Genomic DNA, 20,464 nt, shown 5'->3' with positions numbered 1-20,464 from the left:
TAAGAGGCGGTGAACGGCATTCGTTCACGCCGCTGTGATGTATTTCTGCCATGGCCCCGGCCGGCCGTGCCACCCGGAATGCAACCATGGCGCGCAGCCCGGCAGCGTCCGCACTGCTTCAGATGGCAATCGGCCAAAAAAAAGGCCGAGCAAAGCTCGGCCCAAGTCCAACAGGGAGGTATGACGTGCTGAAATGCAACAGTGTTGCGTCCCGGCTCGTCATGAGGGTGAGATAGGAGAGTCGGCCCCGCAGATCAAGTCGGAATATGCCGCAAATGCGAGATGCATGGCTGATATGGCGCAAATGCATATCTATTGGGCAGTTTGAAAACGCCGGGCTCAGCCCCCCAAGGCCTTGCGCAGCCCGGAAATTTCGGCCAGCACGAAGTCGCGGAACGCCTCCACGCGCTTGGACTGGCGCAGTTCCTGGGCGTAGGCGAAATAGACCGGAATCGTGTCCGAGGCCTCCTCGGGCAGCACATTCACCAGGTCGGGGGAATCGACGGCGAGGTATTCCGGCAGCGCGCCGATGCCCAGGCCATGCCGCACCGCCTGCAGGACACCGAAATAATTGTTCACCGAGAGCCGCGAGGTGTTCTCGTTGTCGACAAAGCGCTGCATCCATTGCCGGCCGGCGGACACCTGGTGGCTGTCGATGGTGAAGAACAGCAGCCGGTGGTCCGACAGCTCATCCACCGTGCGGGGCAGGCCCTTGGCGGCGATGTAGTCCGGCGAGGCGTAGAGCCGCATGCGGATGTCGATCAGCCGGCGGCGGATGATGTCGGCCTGGCTCGGCTCCTTCATGCGGATGGCGACATCCGCCTCGCGCATCGGCAGGTCGAGCACGCGCTCCTCGAGCAGGAGCTGGATCTTGAGGTTGGGGTACTGGTCGTAGAGCCGGCCGAGGCGCGGGGCCAGCCACAGCGTGCCGAAACCGGTGGTGGCGGTGACGCGCAGCTCGCCGAACACCTCGTCCTCCGCATCACGGATGCGGGCGGTGGCGCTGTCGAGCCGCTTGGCCATCGACTTGGTGGCCTCGAACAGCAGTTCGCCCTGCTCGGTGAGGATGAGGCCGCGGGCGTGGCGGTGGAACAGCGTGCAGGCCAGCGCCTCCTCCAGGTGGCGGATCTGCCGCGAGACGGCCGACTGGCTCAGGTTCAGGCTCTCCCCCGCGTGGGTGAGGCTGCCGGCATCCGCCACGGCATGGAAGATGCGCAGCCTGTCCCAATCCATCGTCAGTCCCATTTCTTCTCACTCTCCCCTGGCGGCGGACAAGCTGCACAATCGCCCTATTTATGCTTCTATGCCAAGAGGCGCGAGCATCAACGGGAGCTTTTTCGTGACATCCAACTTCTTCCGGACCCTGGGAACCCTCCTGGCCGTCCTGGTGATTTCGGCCGTTCTTACACCGGCGCAGGCACAGGTGGAAAGGTTGAAAGGCACTTACCTGGGCGTGGCCGAGGCCCAGGGCATGCGGCTGGACATCACGCCCTCCGGAGGCGGACTGCGCGGACGCTTCACCGATTCCAACGGCACCGTCGCCGAGTTCGACGCCCCCTCCACAGGCACCGCCGCGGAGACGGTGATCGAGTTTCCTCAACGAAAAGTGAAGATCCGGATTTTTCCGGAGGCCGTGGGCCTGCGGATGATCGCCATCCCGCTCGACGCCTCCGGTCAGCCGGTGATCGACGAGACCAACGCCCTCGTCTTCCTGCCGCCCGACGTGGAGGTGCCGCAGGTGCCCGCCGGCTACCAGCCGCCCACCTACCGCAAGCGCGTGGTCGACCCCGACACCTTCCTGATCTCCTACCCGTTCTGGCCGCCCGAGGGCGTGGCCTTCGGCTACGAGAGCCTTGAGCCGCGCTTCCGCCCGCTGTTCGGCCTGTTCCCGATGGTGATGACCGACGTGCTGTGGAAGCTCTGCGCCTCCTCCTACAAGCCCGCGGTGCTGGGCGAGGCGCTGCGCGGCCAGAACGTCACCTGCGACCAGGTGCTGCGCAAGATCGACGAGGTGCAGCGCGGCGGCCGCTTCGCCGCCTACAAGGCCCGGGTGGCGGAGGAGAGCGAGGTGCTCATGGTCTCGGTGCAATGCGCGCGCGGCTATATCGTGAAGCCCGAGGTCTGCCAGCCCGCCTCCAAGCGGGTCTCGGAAGCCGCGATCTCGATGAACACCGTGGCCTCGGTGCTCTCGGGCCTCTAGGCCCGGGAGGGGCGCCGCGGGGGAGGGAAGCCCGCGGCGCTTGACAGGATGGGTCAAGCCTGCTTCCCTAAATTGCATCACGCGCGGCCAACAGCGCGGAGCGAGGGGGTGACATGTGAGTGCCCCCCAAAGCCAGGGAGGCTGAAACATGGAGCTTCGTCCCGTTACCCTCGACACCCGCTACGACCTCGATGCCGGGCAGGTGCTTCTCAACGGAACCCAGGCGCTGGTGCGCCTCACCCTCATGCAGCATGCGCGCGACGCGGCCGCCGGGCTCAACACCGCCGGCTACGTCACCGGATACCGCGGCTCGCCGCTGGGCGGTGTCGACCTCAACATGGCCAAAGCGAAGAAGCTGCTCGAGGCCGCACAGGTCACCTTCGAGCCCGGGCTCAACGAGGACATCGCCGCGACCGCCCTCTGGGGCAGCCAGCAGGCCGAGCTGCGCGGCGAGGGCCGTTTCGACGGTGTCTTCGGCATGTGGTACGGCAAGGGCCCCGGTGTCGACCGCTGCGGCGACGTCTTCCGCCACGCGAACATGGCCGGCACCTCGCGCCACGGCGGCGTGATCGCGGTGATGGGCGACGACCATACCGGCGAGAGCTCCACCACCCTCCACCATTCCGAATTCGCCTTCGTCGACGCGCTGATGCCGGTGCTCAGCCCCGCGGGCGTGCAGGAAATCCTCGATTACGGCATCCTGGGCTGGGCGCTGTCGCGCTACTCGGGCTGCTGGGTGGGGCTGAAGGCGGTGAAGGACACGATCGAGGTCACCGAGGTGGTCGACGGCCGGCCCGACCGGCTCGACATCCGCCTGCCGCAGGATTTCGACATGCCGGCGGACGGGCTCAACATCCGCCTCGGCGATGACCGCGTGCCCCAGGAGGCGCGCCTGCACGACTACAAGCGCTTCGCCGCCGAGGCCTTCGCGCGCGCCAACCGGCTCGATCGGCGCATGTCCGGCAAGCGGGGCGCGAAGATCGGCATCGTCTCCGCCGGCAAGAGCTGGCTCGACACGGTGCACGCGCTCGACCTGCTGGGGATCGATGCGGCAGAGGCCGAGCGCCTCGGCATCACCACCTACAAGGTGGGCATGGTCTGGCCGCTCGACATGACCTCGTTCCGCGACTGGGCGGAGGGGCTCGATCTCATCATCTGCGTCGAGGAGAAGCGCAAGCTGCTCGAGGTGCAGATGAAGGAGGCGATCTTCAACGACCGCCACGGCCGCCGGATCATCGGCTGGAAGAAGGAGAACGGCGATCTCCTCTTCTCGGTGAAGGGCGCGCTCGACCCGGTGCTGATCGCCCGCCAGCTCGGCAAGGTGCTGGAGGAGGAGGGCCACGGCTCGGAAGCGCTCGCCGCCGCGCGCGAGCGGCTGGAGGCGGCCGCCCGCTCCGACAACGCCCCCGAGATCGCGGCACGCCTGCCCTGGTTCTGCTCCGGCTGCCCGCACAACACCTCCACCAAGCTCCCCGACGGTTCGCGCGGCTACGCCGGCATCGGCTGCCACTTCATGGTGCAGTGGATGGACCGCGAGACCGAGGGCTTCACCCACATGGGCGGCGAGGGGGCGAACTGGATCGGCGAGAGCCATTTCTCCTCGCGCGGGCACGTGTTCCAGAACCTCGGCGACGGCACCTACAACCACTCCGGCGTGCAGGCCATCCGCGCCGCCCTCGCCGCGGGCACCAACATCACCTACAAGATCCTGTTCAACGACGCCGTGGCGATGACCGGCGGCCAGCACAACGAGGGCGACCTCTCGCCCCAGCAGATCGCGCATGAGCTGGTGGCGATGGGGGTGCGCAAGGTCGCCTGCGTCACCGACCCGAAGGAGGAGGTGGACCGCGCGCTCTTCCCCGGCACCGTCTCCTTCGCCACGCGTGACGACCTCGACGCGGTGCAGCGCGAGCTGCGCGAGGTGCCCGGCGTCTCGGCCATCGTCTACGTCCAGACCTGTGCCGCCGAGAAGCGCCGCCGCCGCAAGCGCGGCGCCTTCCCCGACCCCGCCCGCCGGGTGTTCATCAACCCGTCCGTCTGCGAGGGCTGCGGTGACTGCGGCGTGCAGTCGAACTGCGTGTCGATCCTGCCGAAGGAGACCGAGTTCGGCCGCAAGCGCCAGATCGACCAGAGCTCGTGCAACAAGGATTTCTCCTGCCTCAAGGGCTTCTGCCCCAGCTTCGTCACCGTGGAGGGCGGCACGCTGCGCAAGGCGAAGGCCGCCGAACTCACCCTGCCGGAGATGCCCGAGCCCGCGCTGCCCGCCATCGACGGCACCTGGAACCTCGTCATCACCGGGGTGGGGGGCACCGGCGTGGTGACCGTGGGCGCGCTGCTCGCGATGGCCGCCCATCTCGAGGGCAAGGGCGCCGGCATGATGGAGATGGCCGGCCTCGCCCAGAAGGGCGGCGCGGTGCACATCCACTGCCGCATCGCCGAGACGCCGTCGGACATCTCCGCCGTGCGCGTGGCCGTGGGCGAGACCGACGGGCTGATCGGCGGCGATCTCGTGGTGGCGGCGGGGGCGAAGACCCTCGGGCTGATGGCCCGCGGCCGCACCCGCGCGGTGTGCAACGCGCATGAGATCATCACCGGCGCCTTCACCCGCGACACCGAGTTCGCCCTGCCCACCGACCGGCTGATGCTCGCCCTGCGCGCCCGCATCGGCGAGGAGGCGGCGCGCTTCTTCGACGCCACCAGGCTCGCCGAGCGCCTGCTGGGCGACGCGATCTACGCCAATGTGCTGATGCTGGGCGCCGCCTGGCAGGCCGGGCTGATCCCGCTCTCGGGCGCGGCGCTGCGCCGGGCGATCGAGCTCAACGGCGCGGGCGTGAAGGGCAATCTCGCAGCCTTCGAGATCGGCCGCTGGGCGGTCTTCGCCCCGCGCGAGGCCGAGGCGACGCTCACCCCCGAGGTGCACCCGGAGGAGGAAAGCCTCGACACCCGCATCGACATCCGCGCCGCGCATCTGGAGAAATACCAGGACGCGGCGCTGGCCGCGCGCTACCGCGCCCTCGTGGCCGAAGCGCGCAAGCACGGCGATGCCTTCGGCGAGGCCGTGGCGCTGGGCTATCACAAGCTCCTGTCCTACAAGGACGAATACGAGGTGGCGCGCCTGCATGCCGAGACGCTGGAGCTGGCGCTGGCCGAGCAGTTCGAGGATACGGGCCGGCTGAAATTCCACCTCGCCCCGCCGATCCTGGGCCGCAAGGACGCGCAGGGCCGGCCGGTGAAATCCACTTTCGGGCCCTGGATGCTGCGCGCCTTCGGAATGCTCGCCCGTTTCAAGGGCCTGCGCGGCACCGCGTTCGACCCGTTCGGGCGCACCGGGGAGCGGCGCATGGAGCGCGCGCTCATCGCCCAGTACGAGGCCGACATGGCCGCGCTGATGCCCGGCATCGACCCGCGCACCGCCGAGGTGGCCGAGGCGCTGGCCCGCCTGCCGCTGCAGATCCGCGGCTTCGGCCATGTGAAGGCAGCCAACGCCGCGGCGGCCGAGAAGCGCCGCGAGGAACTGCTCGCCGCCTTCCGTGCCGGCGGCAGCCCGATGGCCCAGGCCGCCGAGTAAGCCCGCCTCCGCGGCACAGCACAAAGGGCCCCCGCGGGGGCCCTTTTTCGTGTGTCGGCAACAAAAAAGCCCGGGCCTTGCAGGGCCCGGGCTCAAGTCGGGGAGGCCGCTCCGGCCTCCCTGGGGATTTCGTTCCCGAAGCCTCAGCTCGTGGACTTCGAGAATTCCGGGTAGGCTTCCATGCCCAGCTCGGCCACGTCCATGCCCGCGACCTCGTCTTCCTGGCTGGCACGGATGCCCATGACCGCCTTGAGGATGAGCCACAGCACCAGCGACACCACGAACACGAACACGCCCACGGCGATGATCGAAACGAGCTGGCCGGAGAAGGAGGCGTCCGGGTTCGACAGGCAGACCGCGAGGGTGCCCCAGATGCCGCACACGAGGTGGACCGGGATGGCGCCGACGACGTCGTCGATCTTCATCTTGTCGAGCATCGGAACCGCGATCACCACCAGCACGCCGCCCACGGCGCCGATCAGCGTCGCACCGCCGAGGCCGGGGGTGAGCGGCTCGGCCGTGATGGAGACCAGGCCGGCCAGCGCGCCGTTCAGGATCATCGTGAGGTCGGGCTTCTTGAACAGCACCATGGTGGTGAGCATAGCCGCGACGACGCCGCCCGCGGCGGCCGCGTTGGTGTTGGCGAAGATGCGCGAGATGTCGGCCACGTTGCCGGCGGTGTTCATGTAGAGCTGCGAGCCGCCGTTGAAGCCGAACCAGCCCAGCCACAGGATGAAGGTACCCAGCGTGGCGAGGGTGAGGTTGGAGCCCGGCATCGGCACGGTCTGGCCGTCGCGGTAGCGCCCGATGCGGGGGCCGAGCACGATGGCACCGGCGAGGGCCGCCCAGCCGCCGACCGAGTGCACCACGGTGGAGCCGGCGAAGTCGAGGAAGCCCCAGTCGGCGTCGAGCCAGCCGCCGCCCCATTTCCAGGAGGCCTGGATCGGGTAGATGAAGGCGGTCAGGATCACGGTGAAGATCAGGAACGGCCAGAGCTTGATGCGCTCGGCCAGCGTGCCCGAGACGATCGAGGCGGTGGTGGCGCAGAACATCAGCTGGAAGAAGAAGTCCGAGCCCACGGAGGCGTAGGTGAGGTCGGTCTCCGTGCCCTCGAGGCCGACCGGCTCGAGCACGGTGGAGGAGAAGGCGCCGAGGTAGTTCGGGATGGTCCAGCCGTCGCCGGGGTACATCAGGTTGTAGCCGACGAGGTAGTACATGATGGCGGCGAGCGCGAAGAGCACGATGTTCTTCGTGAGCTGCATGGTGACGTTCTTGGAGCGCACCAGGCCGGCCTCGAGCATGGCGAAGCCGCAGGCCATCCACATCACCAAGAAGCCGGTGACCAGGAACATGAACGTGGTGAAGATGTAGCCGATTTCGCCCGGCACCGGCGGCAGGGCCTCCGCCGCCTCGGCAGGTGCATCCTGGCCGAACGCGGGGAGGGCGAAGAGCGCCACTCCGGCCGCGAGGCCGAGATATTTGCTGATGGTATTCATTGCATCCCTCTCATGATGATGTTTTCCCGACGGCTCAGAGCGCGTCTTCACCGATCTCGCCGGTGCGCACCCGCATCGCCTGTTCCACGTCGAGAACGAAGATCTTCCCGTCGCCGATCTTTCCGGTCTTGGCCGTGGCGGCCAGGGTGTCGACCACCTTTTCGACCATCGAGTCGGAAACGACCATCTCCAGCTTGATCTTGGGAACGAAGTTCACCACGTATTCCGCGCCGCGATAGATCTCGGTATGGCCGGACTGGCGCCCGTAGCCCTTCACTTCCGAGACCATCAGGCCCTGCACGCCCGTGGTGGTGAGCGCTTCGCGCACCTCCTCGAGCTTGAAGGGTTTGATGACGGCTATGATCAGTTTCATCAGATCCCCCGCGTCCGTTTTCCTGAAGCGTGATTGCATTGCAGTTTTGACAGCTAAGCTCCATGCAAGGACCGTGCCAAACGAAAAAACTCGCCGAAAGCGGCGAATTTCCATGGGGTTGCATTCGGGCACCAGCCCGGTCGCTCACGGTTGCGTCAACCACACTGCCTGATTTCGCGGCATCTGACCGATTCCGGTCAGACAGGCCGGATGCACCCGCGCAGGCGAAGGCCGGCCGGAGCGGGCTCCGGCCGGGGGTGCGCCGGGCGGCGCGCGGGGGAATGTCCCGCCGCTCAGGCGGCGCTGCTCAGCCTTCCCCCGGCCTCCAGCTCGAAGTAGCCCACCAGTTCGCGCAGGCCGGCGCTCTCCCGCTCGAGGTCGCGGGCGCGGGCCGCGCTCTGCTCGGCGAGTTCGGCGCTGTGCTGGGTCATCGCGTCCATGGCGCTCACGTTGGTCGCGATCTCCGCCACGGCGCTGGCCTGCTCGCGGCTGGCGGCGGAAATGTCGGTGATGTCGGTGGTGAGCGAGCCCACCGCATCGTTGATCCGGCTCAGCGCCAGGCCGGTTTCGCGCACGAGGCGGACGCCCTCGCCGACATGCCCCGAGCTCTCCTGGACCAGGGTGCCGATGTCCTTTGCGGCCTCGGAGGCGCGCTGGGCGAGGGTGCGCACCTCGGCGGCGACCACGGCGAAGCCCTTGCCCGCCTCGCCGGCGCGGGCGGCCTCGACCGCCGCGTTGAGCGCCAGGAGGTTGGTCTGGAAGGCGATGGAGCCGATCACGCCATTGATCTCGGCGATGCGCGCGGCGCTCGATTCGATGCGGTTCATCGCGGTCTCGGCCTCCCGTACCACCTCGCCCCCGGCACGGGCCCGGCGCACCACCTCGCCGGTGGCGGTGTCGGCGCGCCCGGTGGCGTCGGCGTTGGTGCGCACGGTGGCGGAGATCTGCTCGATGGTGGCGGCGGTTTCCTCCAGCGAGGCGGCCTGGTTGGTGGCCCGCTCGGTGAGGTCGGCCGCATCGCCGGCGATGTGGCCGGTGGCGTCCGCGATGGCATGCGTCGCGCTCCAGATGCGGCGGACGAGCACCGACAGCCGGTCGGCCGTGTCGTTGAAGGCGGTGCGCAGCGGCGCGAACTCTCCGGCCACGCCCTGGTCCACCCGCACCGCGAGATCGCCGCGCGCCAGCCGGTCGAGCGCGGTGCCGAGCCGGGACAGGGTGGCGTCCAGCGCGTCCTTCTCGGCGCGGGTGCGCGCGCTCTCCGCCTCGGAGCGGGCCTGCTCCGCTTCCGCGCGGGCGCGGATCTCGGCCTCGCGCCGGGCGCTCTCGGCCTGGATGCGCTGCTGCAACCGCTCGAAGGCGCGGGCGATCTCGCCGATCTCGTCCTCGCGCCTGCGGCCGCCGAGGCTGGCGTCCGTCCGTCCCTCCGCGAAGGCGGAGAGCGCGGCGGTGGTTTCCGCCAGCGGCGTGCTGATCGCCCGGGCGAGCCGCCGGGTGATGAGGGTCACGGCGACGACGGCGCCGCAGATCATCAGCGCCACCGCGACCCAGCGCAACAGGGTGACCCGCGTGCCCGCGGCCTCGGCGCGCGCAAGCTCGGTCATCGCCAGCCCGTGGATCGCGTCCAGCGCGGGCTGCGCCGCGGCGAAACTCTCCGCAACGGCGCCGCGCGCCGAGCGCGCCTGCATCCTCAGCGTCGCGAACTCGCCGAAGGCGGTCTCGTAGGTCGCGAGGTTGCCCAGGACCTCCTCGCGCAGTGCCGCCGTGCCGAAGGCGGCCACGGGCAGGGCGCGGATCTCGTCCATCCGCTCGCGGAACCGCTCGACGTATTTGGGCTCGATCCGCAGGATGAAATCCTTCTCGTGCCGGCGCAGCATCAGGATCTTGACCATGAGCTCCGGCGTGGCGCCCTCGGCCACGCTCTGCTCCGCGGCGTGCACGGCCTCGCGCAGGCGGCCCTGCAGCCCGCTGTCCTCGTCCAGCCCGAGGCGGACGAGATCGTCGACCAGCTCCGCGGTTTCCTGCGCATGCTGCGTCCAGTGGCCCGTGAGGCTTTGCAGCGCGCTGCCGTCCGCGTCCGGCAGGAAGGCGGCGAGCCGGGCGGAGAGGGCCTCCAGCCGCGCGGGCATCCGCTCGTGCAACGCGCGGAGCTGTTCTATCGTCTCCGGCGCCCGGGTGAGCAGGAGCTGCATCTCCAGCAGCCGGGTGTCGAGCATTCTGCGCTCGAGCTCCACCACCCCGAGCGCCAGGTCTTCCGCCTCTCTCTGCCGGCGCTCGAACCGTGACTGCACCATGTCGCCGACGATGCCGATGACGGCGACGAGCAGCATGCCGCCGATCGCGACGGGGGTGATGCGCAGGATGCGTCCGGCAAGTGACATGTGTGGGCCCCCGGTTCCGACTGCTTGCCTCACTGGTCCCACAGGGCTGCTAAGAAAGTGTTGTGCCGCGCGGCTCCGGCCGGGGGCGGCGCGATGTTTTTGCGCAGCATCCGCTATATCTTGCCGCCCGGGCTCCACAAAGCCGGCGTTTGCCCTTATCCTGCACCGCAAACAAGGCGACGCATCGAGCAGACGAAGGCGGGCAATGACGCGTGAGACGAAAACCGGCCGGGCGCGCGAGCGGCCGGCGCCGCGGCATGAGCCGGGACGTGGCCGCAAGGCCGGCGCGGCGGCGAAGCCGAAGGGCGGGGCAGGCGGGCGCAAGCCCGGCCTGATCGAGCGCAGCCTGCGGCGGCTGCTGCGCGGCATCTTCCGCATCGGTTGGTGGGTGGGGCTGCGTGTCGGCATCATCGTGCTGCTCATCGTCGGCGGGGCGACGGCCTGGTTCTACGCCCGGCTTCCGCCGCTCACCGACCTGCTGGACGGGCGCTCGCGCGGCTCGGTCACGCTGCTCGACCGCTCGGGCGATGTCTTCGCCTGGCGGGGCGACCAGTATGGCGGGCAGCTGCGCGCCACCGAGGTGTCGCCCTGGCTGCGCGACGCGGTGATCGCCACCGAGGACCGGCGCTTCTACGCCCATCCCGGGGTCGACCCGATGGGCATCCTGCGCGCCATGGCCGCCAACATCGCCGCCGGGCGCGCGGTGCAGGGCGGCTCCACCCTCACCCAGCAGACCGCGAAGGTGGTGTTCCTCGACAACGAGCGCACGCTGGAGCGCAAGCTCAAGGAGATCCCCATCGCGCTGGCGATGGAGCTGAAATACGCCAAGGACGACATCCTCTCGATCTATCTCAACCGGGTCTATCTGGGCGCCGGCACCTACGGGTTCGAGGCCGCGGCACAGCGCTATTTCGGCAAGAGCGCGCGCGAGGTGAACCCGGCCGAGGCGGCGATGCTGGCCGGGCTGCTGAAGGCACCCTCGCGCTACTCGCCCACCTCGAACCTCGCGGCGGCGGAGGGGCGGGCCTCGGTCATCCTCGGGCTGATGGGCGAACAGGGCTATCTCACGCCCGCGCAGGTGGCGGAGGCGCGGGCGAACCCCGCGCAGCTCTCGGGCGCGGCCCAGGCGCGCGCCGGCGGCTATTTCGCCGACTGGGTGATGGAGAGCGGCCCGGCCTATCTCACCCGCCAGACCAGCGAGGACGTGGACATCCTCACCACCTTCGACCCGAAGATCCAGCAGGCCGCCGAGGCCGCGGTGACACATGTCTTCGAGACCAAGGTGAAGGAGAGCTCGGAGGCGCAGGCGGCGGTGGTGGTGCTCTCGCCCGACGGTGCGGTGCGCGCCATGGTGGGCGGGCGCGACATCTCCCCCACCGCGGGCGCCTTCAACCGCGCCACCCAGGCCACGCGGCAGACCGGCTCGGTGTTCAAGCCGGTGATCTACGCCGCCGCCATCGTGGCGGGCAAGTCGCCCGAGGACCTGGTGGAGGACGCGCCGCTCACCATCGACGTGCCCGGCTACGGCCAGTGGTCGCCGAAGAACTACACGCGCTCCTACCTCGGGCACATCACCCTCACCACGGCGCTGGCGAAATCGATCAACACCGCCGCGGTGCGGGTGTCGGAGGACGTGGGGCGCGACAAGGTGCGGGCGATGGCGCGCAGGCTGGGGATGAGCGGCGACATGGCGCCGGGGCCGGCGATCGCGCTCGGCACCACCGGGGCGCCGCTGCTGGAGATGACCGGGCTCTACGCCACCTTCCTCAACGAGGGCCGGCAGGCGCGGCCCTACGGGCTGAGCGAGATCCGCCTGCGCAGCGACCGCAGCGAGCTGATGGGCTCCGACCGGGCCGAACCGGAGCAGCTGCTCACGAAGCAGCAGGCCGGGCTGGTCACCTGGATGCTGCGCGAGGTGGTGCGCAAGGGCACCGGCCAGCGCGCGGCACTGCCCGACCGCGAGGTGGCGGGCAAGACCGGCACCACCTCCGCGGCGCGCGACGCCTGGTTCATCGGCTTCACGGCCGACTACGTGGTGGGCGTGTGGATGGGCTACGACGACAACCGCCCGCTCACCGGTGTCACCGGCGGCGGGCTGCCGGCGGACATCTTCCACGAGACCATGGCGCGTATCGAGGCCGGCCACCCGCCGCGCCCGCTGCCCGCCATCGCCCCGGAGCCGAAATCCCCCGCGCTGCTCTTCGCCGACGACCGGCCGCGGCGCAGCGACCCCGATGCCGACAGCATGACCGGCACCATCTTCCGCAACGTGCTCGACGGGCTGGGCCTCTCCGACGTGGAGGTGACCCCCAGCCGTCCGTCCGGCCGCGACGACGCGAACGACCGCTGAACCGCGCTGCCCCGGCCGGGGGGACGCCCGCCGCGCCGAGGGGGCCTTGCGGCCCCCGCAGCTTGGCAGGCGTGGCGAAGGACCCGAGGTCCTCCGCCGGCGGCGTCCGGCGTGGAGAAGGCGGGAAGGGGCGGTGGGTACGTCGAGGCCTCGGGTCCCCGGGGCTCTCTCCTGCCGAGGCCACAACGCTGCCCGGATCACGGGTACCTCCGGGGACGTTCCGTGGCGCAGGTCCGCAAGGGCCTGCGCCACGACCGCCGAGCTGCGGGGGCCGGGAGGCCCCCTCGGCGAGGCGGGCGTTGCCCGCCCGCCGGCACCCGCTCAGCGGGCGCCCTCGGAGGTGACCGGGGGAAGGGCCTTGAGGTAGGCCGCGAGGGCCTCGCGGTCCTCCGCCGGAAGGCGGGAGAGGTTGGTCACCACGTCGGCCATCGAGCCGCCCACGCTGTCGTAGTCCGGGGTGAAGCCGGTCTCGAAGTAATAGGCGATGTCGGAGGCCGACCAGCTCTCCAGCGGCCCGGCCGGCGTGAGGTTGGGGATGCGGCCCGGCCCGTCCGGGTTGGGCCCGCCCCCCAGCCAGGCGGCGCTCACCGGTCCGCCGATCAGGTCGCGCCGGGTGTGGCACTCGCCGCAATGGCCGGGGCCCTCGGCGAGGTACCGGCCGCGCAGCACGGCGTCATCCGCCTGCGGCAGCTCCATGACCGGTTCGGGCGCGAGGTAGAGCAGCTTCCACAAGCCGATCGCCCGGTTCACCGAGAAGGGGAAGGGGATGTCATGCGGCGTGTCGGCCCGCCCCGAGGGCGGCAGGGTGAGGATGTAGGCGAAGAGATCGCGCACGTCTTCCTCGCGCATGCGCGCGTAGGAGGTGTAGGGGAAGGCGGGGTAGTAGTGCCGCCCCTCCGGCGAGGTGCCGTGCATCATTGCCGAGACGAACTGGGCCTCGCTCCAGCCGCCGATGCCCGCGTCGGGGTCGGGCGAGATGTTGGGCACCCGGAAGGTGCCGAAATCCGAGACGATGCCGCGCCCGCCCTCCAGCACCAGCCGCGCATCCCCCTCCGCCTCCTCGGCGGCATGGCAGGAGGCGCAGCCGCCGATGTCGAAGATGCGTTCGCCGCGCCCCGCATCGGCGGTGTAGGCGGGCAGGTCCTCCGCCTCCACCACTTGCGGCGCGCTCAGCACCCAGGCCGCCCCGGCGGCGAGGACAAGGCATCCGGCGGCAGCGAGCTTCAGCATCAGTTGCGCTTGATGCGGTAGTCTTCGTGGCAGGCGCGGCAGTTCTGCGCCACCTGGCCGAACACCGGCTTGAACGCGTCGAGGTCGGCCGGGGCGGCGGCCACGGCGGCGCCGGTGTCGTCGATGAACTTCTGCACCGCGGCCTCGAAGCCTTCGCTGTCCTCCCAGATCGCCGGGGCGGCAGCGGTCTCGCCCTCGCTGCTGCCCTCGGGGAACATCAGCCCGAACCCCAGCGCGCCGTTGTTGAAGGCGCGCAGCGCCGCATCGGCCACGCGGGCGTCATAGGGCGCCTCGCCCTTCATCATCGCGCCTGCGAGCCCCATCGCCTTGCCGATGTTCTCCATCGCGTGCTGGCGCAGGGTGATCGGGTCGGACACTTCCGCGGGCGGCAGCGTGTCCTGGGCCAGAACGAGCCCGGCAGGGCAGGCGAGAGTGGCGGCAAGGAGAGTGGTCTTCAGCATGTCGTCCTCCGGAAATGGCTGCTGCGCAACGGGACAGCGCCCGCGCGCGTGTGGCCCTCCCCGGATACCCCGGAACGGTTGCAGTGCAGGATCACGATTTATTCAGAATTCCTCCACTACCGTTGCAGCTGTCGGGTGGAGTGCCTTGGTATATTGCGTGGCACACGGTGTCCGCGCAATGATCGGCAAGTTGTCGCGCAATGCGCGAAACTCCGCTGATGACACAAAAAAGAATCAATGCTCTAATCGGAGCACGATCAACGGACTGGAGAGGAGTCTTCCATGAGCCTGAGTTCGCATATCTCCCAACTTCAGAAGAAGCACGAGACGCTGTCCGAGCGTATCGAGATGGAGGCGCGCAGCCCCTCCACCGACAGTCTGAAACTCACCGAGCTCAAGCGCGAGAAGCTGCGGCTCAAGGAGGAGATATCCCGCCTTTCGGTGGAGCTCCAGTAGGCAGGAATCCGGTCTCCCGCCCGGTGCGTTCCCTCAGCGCCGGGCCGAGCCCCAGGCCGCCAGAGCGGCCCCGCTGACAACGAGGAGAGCCGCGATCGCGAGGCTCTCCTCCGCCGCCGCCACACCCGTCACGATCAGCAGCAGGGTGGAGAGCAGCGGTGCTGCATAGGACAGCACGCCCAGAAGCTGGATGTCGCCGCGCTTCACCCCCACGTCCCAGACATAGAAGGCAAGGCCCACCGGACCGAGGCCTAGGGCGAGCACCGAGGCCCAGCCCGCGGCGCCCACCGGCCAGGCGGTCTCCTCGAAAGCGAGGTGGAAGGGCACGGAGAGCAGCGCCGTCACGGCGCAGAACAGCATCACGCAATCGGTGGGCACATCGCCCACCCGGCGGCTCAGCACCGAGTAGCCCGACCAGAACAGCGCACAGGCGAAGGCCGCGGCATAGCCCAGCGTGTTGCCCGCGCCGAAGCCAGCCCCCCCGCCGAGCAGCACCGCCACGCCGGCGAGCGAGACCAGCGCGCCCGCGAGATGCGGCCAGCGCAGCCGCTCGCCGGGCAGCAGGCCGGAGAAGATCACGATCAGCAGCGGCCAGAGATAGGCGATGAGCCCGGCCGCGGCCGGCGGCGCGTTGCGCAGGGCGGTGAAGTAGAGCGCGTGGTAGCCGAAGAGCCCGACCACGCCGAGCGCCCACACCCGCGGCGCCAGCCGCGGCAGTGCGATGCGCCTCCCGCCGGCGCGCATCCAAGCCAGCCCCACCAGCGCGCCCACGGCAAAGCACATGGCGTTGAGCTGGAAGGGCGGCACCGGGGCGGCGCCGACGCTGAACAGGGCGAGCGACGCCCAGAGCAGGATGGCGATGCCGCCGATCAGCGTGGCGCGCTGCCGGCTCACGCCGCGCGGGCCAGCGCCATGCGGCGGAAGTAGGACAGGATCCAGCGCGGCCAGGGGTTGTCGGCCGGCGGGGTCTCGAGGCTGGCGAGTGCGGCCTCGGCCACCGGCTCCGGCACCGCCAGGCCGCGCCGGTCCTCGACGATGGCGCGCACCACCGGCGGGCTGAACTCCGGGTGGCTCTGCACCGAGATGGCGGCGGGGCGCTCGGCATCGCCATAGGCCACGGCGGCGATCTCGCAGAAGGGCGAGGCGGCGAGCACGGTCGCGTCATCCGGCAGCGCCACCACCTGGTCCTGGTGCACGGCGAGGCCGGTGTAGCCGGCCGCACTGCCCGCCATCCAGGAGGGGCGGTTCACCACCGGGTAATCCTGCGCACCGAGGCCCCAGCCCTTGTCCGATTTCACCGCGCTGCCGCCGAGCGCCTCGGCCAGGATCTGGTGGCCGAAGCAGATGCCGGCCATCGGCACGCCCGCGGCCACGCAGTCGCGGATGAACTGCTTGAGCGGCTCGATGAAGGGCAGCCCGTCATACACGCCGTGGCGCGAGCCGGTGATGATCCAGGCATCGGCCTGGCGCGGGTCGGCCGGCTGCTCGCCGTGGACCACGCTCACGGTCTGGAAGCTCAGGCGCGGGTCTTCCGCCAGCAGCATCCGGGCGAACATCGCCGGGTAGCTGCCCTCGGCCGCGACCAGGTAGGGGGGGATATCGCCGGTTTCGAGAATTCCGATTCGCATGGCCTGCCTCCGTTTGCGGCGCACAATATCGCAACGCGCGGCGGGAGCAATCGGCTCTCTCGCGGGGCAGGGGCGGGCGGCGCGCGCCGCCCGCCGGGGGTCCTCGTCAGGCCAGGTACTGGCCGCCGTTGGCGGTGAGGGTGGAGCCGGTGATGAAGCCCGACTCCTCGGAGGCGAGGAACACCACGCAGCGCGCGATCTCCTCCGGCTCGCCCAGCCGGCCCACCGGGATCTGGCCGATGATGCCCTCGCGCACCTTCTCGGGCACCGCCATCACCATGTCGGTGGCGATGTAGCCCGGGCAGATGGCGTTTACCGTGATGCCGGCGCGCGCGCCTTCCTGCGCCAGCGCCTTGGTGAAGCCGATGTCGCCGGCCTTGGAGGCGGAGTAGTTCGCCTGGCCCATCTGGCCCTTCTGGCCGTTGATGGAGGAGATGGAGATCACCCTGCCGAACTTGCGCTCGCGCATGCCGGTCCAGAGGGGGTGGGTCATGTTGAACAGGCCGGAGAGGTTGGTGTCGATCACCTCGCGCCACTGCTCGGGGGTCATGCGGTGGAACATGGCATCGCGGGTGATGCCGGCGTTGTTCACCAGGATGTCCACCGGGCCGAGATCGGCTTCCACCGCGGCGATGCCCGCCTTGCAGGCCTCGTAGTCGGCCACGGACCACTTGTAGGTCCTGATGCCGGTCTCCTCGGTGAATGTCGCCGCTGCCGCGTCGTTTCCGGCATAATTCGCCGCGACGGTGTAGCCGGCCTCCTTGAGGGCTTTGGAAATGGCCGCGCCGATCCCGCGCGAGCCCCCCGTGACTAGTGCAACTCGTGCCATTCGTAGGGATTCCTCTCTGTTAGGCAGTCTTTTTCTATCGTGTTTTTCAAGTGTTTAAATGGAAAATCGGTCGCAGCCGGGCACGGGCGCCCGGCTGCGGCCGAGGTCAGGAGCGTCAGGGACGCTCGACGCACATGGCAACGCCCATGCCACCGCCGATGCACAGCGTGGCAAGGCCCTTCTTCACGTCGCGGCGCTTCATCTCGAACAGCAGGGTGTTGAGCACGCGCGCGCCGGAGGCCCCGATCGGGTGGCCGATGGCAATGGCGCCGCCGTTCACGTTCACGATCTCGGGGTCCCAGCCCATGTCCTTGTTCACCGCGCAGGCCTGGGCGGCGAAGGCCTCGTTGGCCTCCACGAGCTCGACATCGCCGACCTTCCAGCCCGCCTTCTCCAGCGCCTTGCGCGAGGCGTAGATCGGCCCCACGCCCATGATCTTGGGCGACAGGCCCACCGTGGCGTAGGAGACGATGCGCGCCAGCGGCTCGATGCCGCGGCGCTCGGCTTCCTTGTCGGTCATCAGCAGGGCGGCGGCGGCGCCGTCGTTGATGCCCGAGGCGTTGCCCGCGGTCACCGAGCCGTCCTTGGCGAAGGCCGGGCGCAGCTTCTGCATGCTCTCCAGCGTGGCGCCGGCGCGGATGTACTCGTCCTGGTCGACCACGATGTCGCCCTTGCGGGTCTTGACCGTGAAGGGGGTGATCTCGTCGGCGAAGCGGCCGGCCTTCTGCGCGGCCTCGGCCTTGTTCTGCGACTTCACCGCGAACTCGTCCTGCATCTCGCGCGAAATCTGCCACTGCTCGGCCACATTCTCGGCGGTCTGGCCCATGTGGTAGCCGTTGAAGGCGTCCCAGAGCCCGTCCTTGATCATCGTGTCGATGAACTTCATGTCGCCCATCTTCTGGCCGGCACGCAGGTGTGCTGCATGGGGCGCCATGGACATGCTCTCCTGGCCGCCGGCCACCACGATGTCGGCATCGCCCAGCATCACGTGCTGGCAGGCGAGGGCGACGGCGCGCAGGCCCGAGCCGCAGAGCTGGTTGATGCCCCAGGCGGCGGAGCTTTCGGGCAGGCCGGCGTTGATATGGGCCTGGCGGGCGGGGTTCTGGCCCTGGCCGGCAGTGAGGATCTGGCCCATGATGGTCTCGGACACGTCCTCGGCGGGAACGCCGGCGCGCTCCAGCACGGCCTTGATCGCGGTCGAGCCCAGGTCATGGGCCGGCGTGTTGGCGAAGGACCCGTTGAAACTCCCCACCGCCGTGCGGGCAGCGGAGGCGATCACTACGTTCGTCATGCGTTTCTCCTTTCGGACCCGCAGATGCGGGCTCCCCATCGCAGTCGTTTGTGCGGCGCAACATAGTTGCGGGAACCGGCCCTGTCACGGGTCAACTGTTCCTATATTGGTACCCCTCCGTGGGGTCTGCAAGGAAATCCCTCAACGGTTCCCAGACTTCGCGGCGCGCCCGGCTGCCCACGATCATGCCCACGTGGCCCGACATCGGCTCGAGGATGCGGGCGTGCGGAATCGCCCGCGCCAGCGGCAGGGTGCTGGCCTGCGGCGCGATGCGATCGGTGCGCGAGCAGAAGGCGAGGGCGGGCAGGGCCAGCCGCTCCGGGGCGATGCGATTGCCCGAGAGCCACCAGCGCCCCGCGCCGGTGAGGTTGCGGATCTGCCAGTCCACCAGGATTTCCACCGCGGCGGGGCCGGGCAGGGGCACGGGGTCGTTCAGCCAGTCCTCCAGCTCCACGAAGCGGCGCGCCTCGGCCGAGCCGGGGTCCATGCGGGCGAAGCGGCGGAACTTCGCCAGCGCCAGCCCGGGGTCGAGCAGGGCGAACAGCAGTTGCAGCAGGTCGGAGGGCACGGCGCCGAAGGCCTTGTCCATCGACATGAGCTCCTGCGTGAGCCGCTCGGCGCCGTATTCGCGCGCCATGCCGCGCAGGGTGGGGCCCATGCCGGGCCCGCCCTCGAAGCTCCAGGGCGTGCCGATCAGCGCGAGCCCGCGCAGGCCGGCGGGCGCGATCTGCGCCGCGGCGGCGGCCAGCGCCCCGCCCATGCAATAGCCCAGCAGCGCCGGCGGCCCGGCGGCCGCGCGCGCCGCCTCCAGCATGGGGGCGAGGCGCAGGTCGTGCCAGGCGGTGAGGTCGAACCCCGCCTCCGCCGCGCCCGGCACGCCCCAGTCGACCAGGAACACCCGCAACCCGCTGCGCGCGAGATGGCGCATGAGCGAGGTCTCGGCCGAGAGGTCGAGCACGTAGGCGCGGTTGATGAGCGAGGGGATGGCGATGACGGCCGGCCCCTCGCCGCCGAAATCGAGCAGCCGGGAAGCGCCGCCGCGCCAGAGCGCCGGCGGGTCGGGCAGGGTGCGGGCATGCGGGTGGGTCTGCCAGCGCTCCACCCCGGCCACGAATTCGCCCAGCCGGCGCGCGGCCTCTCGGGCCACATCCACCGGCTCCAGCCGACCGATGTCGCGGCCGCGCTCCAGCAGCGAGGGCGCCCAGGGGAAGCGCTCGTCGCCCGAGAGCGGGGAGAGCGCCACGCCCTTCTCCAGGATGGCGGCGCCCGAGGCGAGGTGGAAGATCAGCGGTGCGGGGAAGCCGCTGCGGTCAGGCGGGGGTGGTTTCGGGCGCCGGACCCTCCTCCGCCAGCCGAGAAATGTTGCGCTCCCAGAGATCGAGGTAGGCAGATGCGCGCTCAGGATCCGCCGCCGCGGCCTCCGCCCCTTCATCTGCCTGGTCCTCTTTCCGTTGCATTCGAACAGCCTATAACCCGTGGCGCGCACTCGCGTATGCAAAAATTGCGTTGCGATGCCGCAACCGGGTAGTAAAGTGCTCCTATCAATGACGGGCACCGGTCTCAACCGGCTGCGGATAGGGGAGGAGCCTCGTGTTGGATGCCGAGAAACAAGCGCCGGTTGTCATCAAGAAATATGCCAACCGGAGGCTGTATAATACTTCCAAATCGACATACGTGACGCTGGAGCATCTGGCGGAGATGGTGCGTGAGGGCACCGACTTCGTGGTGAACGATGCCAAGACCGGCGACGACATCACCCACTCCGTGCTCACGCAGATCATCTTCGAGGAGGAGTCGCGCGGCCAGAGCATGCTGCCGATCAGCTTCCTGCGCCAGCTCATCCGGCTTTACGGCGACACGCTGCAGGGCTTCGTGCCGGGCTACCTCGAAGCCTCGATGAACACCTTCGCCTCCAACCAGGAGGCGATGCGCGAGAAGGTGCGGGCCGCCTTCGACGCGAATCCCGCCTTCGCGAATTTCGAGACCATGGCGCGCACCAACATGGAGTGGTTCGAGAACGCCATGCGCATGTTCGCGCCCTTCGCCGGGGCCGCGCGGGCCGCGGAGAACGAGAAGGCGGCGGAGGAGGGGGGCGAGCCGCGCAGCGCCCCCGCCGCCCGCGACACCGAGCTCGAGGACATGAAGTCCCAGCTCGCCGAGATGCAGGCGCAGCTTTCCAAGCTGGTCGGCAAGCCCTGAGCCGC

The 20,464-nt window shown here is 69.7% G+C and carries 16 protein-coding genes; 5 read left to right on the top strand and 11 right to left on the bottom strand.

The features are described 5' to 3' along the window. Positions 1-339: 339 nt before the first annotated feature. Positions 340-1,233, bottom strand: coding sequence for a LysR family transcriptional regulator (locus D3P35_RS20910; RefSeq protein WP_118137560.1), 894 nt, complete (start codon positions 1,231-1,233; stop codon positions 340-342). 199 nt (positions 1,234-1,432) lie between these two features. Between D3P35_RS20910 and D3P35_RS20905 the strand changes: the two genes are divergently transcribed. Together D3P35_RS20905 and D3P35_RS20900 are read left to right on the top strand one after the other, a co-directional pair. Beyond that, positions 1,433-2,200 carry a hypothetical protein gene (locus D3P35_RS20905; RefSeq protein WP_157982248.1) on the top strand — a complete coding sequence of 256 codons (768 nt, stop codon included), beginning with the start codon at positions 1,433-1,435 and terminating at the stop codon, positions 2,198-2,200. Positions 2,201-2,348: 148 nt separating this feature from the next. Continuing rightward, entirely contained in the window at positions 2,349-5,768 is a 3,420-nt protein-coding gene (locus D3P35_RS20900; protein ID WP_118137516.1) for an indolepyruvate ferredoxin oxidoreductase family protein, read from the top strand. A gap of 143 nt (positions 5,769-5,911) precedes the next feature. Here D3P35_RS20900 and D3P35_RS20895 read toward each other — a convergent pair whose 3' ends face one another. From D3P35_RS20895 to D3P35_RS26315, 3 genes are all read right to left on the bottom strand, one after another. After that, positions 5,912-7,264: an ammonium transporter gene (locus D3P35_RS20895; protein WP_118137514.1), complete on the bottom strand. Its 1,353-nt coding sequence runs from the start codon at positions 7,262-7,264 to the stop codon at positions 5,912-5,914. A gap of 34 nt (positions 7,265-7,298) precedes the next feature. After that, positions 7,299-7,637, bottom strand: coding sequence for a P-II family nitrogen regulator (locus D3P35_RS20890; RefSeq protein ID WP_118137512.1), 339 nt, complete (start codon positions 7,635-7,637; stop codon positions 7,299-7,301). Positions 7,638-7,930: 293 nt separating this feature from the next. Next, positions 7,931-10,015, bottom strand: a complete 2,085-nt coding sequence (locus D3P35_RS26315) for a methyl-accepting chemotaxis protein (RefSeq protein ID WP_198670726.1) — start codon at positions 10,013-10,015, stop codon at positions 7,931-7,933. A 205-nt stretch (positions 10,016-10,220) separates the two neighbouring features. Here D3P35_RS26315 and D3P35_RS20875 point away from each other — a divergent pair, with 205 nt between their 5' ends. Beyond that, the gene (locus D3P35_RS20875; protein ID WP_118137508.1) at positions 10,221-12,365 is read left to right on the top strand and encodes a transglycosylase domain-containing protein; all 2,145 of its coding nucleotides are present in this window, start codon (positions 10,221-10,223) and stop codon (positions 12,363-12,365) included. A gap of 321 nt (positions 12,366-12,686) precedes the next feature. Here D3P35_RS20875 and D3P35_RS20870 read toward each other — a convergent pair whose 3' ends face one another. After that, entirely contained in the window at positions 12,687-13,598 is a 912-nt protein-coding gene (locus tag D3P35_RS20870; protein ID WP_370032122.1) for a cytochrome c, read from the bottom strand. After that, on the bottom strand, positions 13,595-14,056 hold the full coding sequence (locus tag D3P35_RS20865) for a cytochrome c (protein ID WP_118137504.1): 462 nt from the start codon (positions 14,054-14,056) through the stop codon (positions 13,595-13,597). Before D3P35_RS20865 ends, D3P35_RS20870 begins: the two co-directional genes overlap by 4 nt. A gap of 282 nt (positions 14,057-14,338) precedes the next feature. Here D3P35_RS20865 and D3P35_RS20860 point away from each other — a divergent pair, with 282 nt between their 5' ends. Continuing rightward, positions 14,339-14,512 carry a YdcH family protein gene (locus D3P35_RS20860; RefSeq protein WP_118137502.1) on the top strand — a complete coding sequence of 58 codons (174 nt, stop codon included), beginning with the start codon at positions 14,339-14,341 and terminating at the stop codon, positions 14,510-14,512. A 33-nt stretch (positions 14,513-14,545) separates the two neighbouring features. Here D3P35_RS20860 and D3P35_RS20855 read toward each other — a convergent pair whose 3' ends face one another. The 5 genes from D3P35_RS20855 to D3P35_RS20835 all read right to left on the bottom strand — a co-directional run bounded on the left by D3P35_RS20855 (position 14,546) and on the right by D3P35_RS20835 (position 19,503). Beyond that, on the bottom strand, positions 14,546-15,406 hold the full coding sequence (locus D3P35_RS20855; RefSeq protein WP_118137500.1) for a DMT family transporter: 861 nt from the start codon (positions 15,404-15,406) through the stop codon (positions 14,546-14,548). Beyond that, entirely contained in the window at positions 15,403-16,140 is a 738-nt protein-coding gene (locus D3P35_RS20850) for a type 1 glutamine amidotransferase (protein ID WP_118137498.1), read from the bottom strand. Before D3P35_RS20850 ends, D3P35_RS20855 begins: the two co-directional genes overlap by 4 nt. A 106-nt stretch (positions 16,141-16,246) precedes the next feature. Next, positions 16,247-16,969 carry a beta-ketoacyl-ACP reductase gene (locus D3P35_RS20845; protein ID WP_118137496.1) on the bottom strand — a complete coding sequence of 241 codons (723 nt, stop codon included), beginning with the start codon at positions 16,967-16,969 and terminating at the stop codon, positions 16,247-16,249. A 115-nt stretch (positions 16,970-17,084) separates the two neighbouring features. Further along, the gene (locus D3P35_RS20840; RefSeq protein WP_118137494.1) at positions 17,085-18,260 is read right to left on the bottom strand and encodes an acetyl-CoA C-acetyltransferase; all 1,176 of its coding nucleotides are present in this window, start codon (positions 18,258-18,260) and stop codon (positions 17,085-17,087) included. A 91-nt stretch (positions 18,261-18,351) separates the two neighbouring features. Further along, the gene (locus tag D3P35_RS20835) at positions 18,352-19,503 is read right to left on the bottom strand and encodes an alpha/beta fold hydrolase (protein ID WP_157982246.1); all 1,152 of its coding nucleotides are present in this window, start codon (positions 19,501-19,503) and stop codon (positions 18,352-18,354) included. A gap of 347 nt (positions 19,504-19,850) precedes the next feature. Here D3P35_RS20835 and phaR point away from each other — a divergent pair, with 347 nt between their 5' ends. Further along, on the top strand, positions 19,851-20,459 hold the full coding sequence (gene phaR, locus D3P35_RS20830; RefSeq protein WP_118137490.1) for a polyhydroxyalkanoate synthesis repressor PhaR: 609 nt from the start codon (positions 19,851-19,853) through the stop codon (positions 20,457-20,459). Positions 20,460-20,464 lie beyond the last annotated feature (5 nt).

It is taken from the genome of Oceanicella sp. SM1341 (assembly GCF_003448965.1).
Lineage (GTDB): Bacteria > Pseudomonadota > Alphaproteobacteria > Rhodobacterales > Rhodobacteraceae > Paroceanicella.
The sequence above is the reverse complement of the archived record's forward strand: the minus strand, read 5'-3'. Positions and strand labels throughout refer to the sequence as shown.